The sequence below is a fragment of the Psychrobacter sp. 1U2 genome (assembly GCF_051847575.1).
Window position 1 is genome coordinate 1 of the sequence record NZ_JBPYDC010001674.1, and the last position, 545, is coordinate 545.

At 36.5% G+C, this 545-nt stretch carries 1 protein-coding gene; it reads right to left on the minus strand.

Annotated features, from left to right (window positions below):
• The coding region (locus ACS8FD_RS23815; protein WP_439277667.1) for a hypothetical protein at window positions 1-506 on the minus strand (506 nt) is incomplete at its 3' end.
• Between the last annotated feature and the right edge of the window lie 39 nt (window positions 507-545).

The window sequence follows — 545 nt, forward strand, 5'->3', positions numbered from 1 at the left end:
TGAATACGATTAACTTTTAGTGAGGCTTTGAAAGCATACTGTAAACGTGTGATTTTAATTAGGCTCTTATCGTATGGACTGCCTTCAGGTAAGTATTCATCAGACAGTGCCAATGCTACTAATTCATCATACTTTTCAGACTTATGAAGTAATATGGGTAGAGCTTCAGCAATATATGGACTAACGATATCAAGGCGTTTGATAGTATCAATATAGTTTGATATTTGTTCTTTAGTTGCACTAAAGTTGTCTTGAAACCATTTTTCAGTAGGTTCGTCCCGAAACTGAACAGCGTGGTCTGTCAGCCATAAAGGACGTCCTAAATCTGCTACAAAACTTTTTACTAAATCTACTGGAACACTTGCAATAGTAGCTAATACGTATAAAGGAATAAAGGGTGGCAAGGTTGCCAACCCTATACAAATGCTATCGATGTCCTGTCTGAAAGCTGATGGGAAATCGTCTTTCAAATTGTTAATAGCTTCTTCTAACTGTCTTTCTATCAAATCCTCGACAGTTATGATTGTTGAGTTAAAGGACAATAG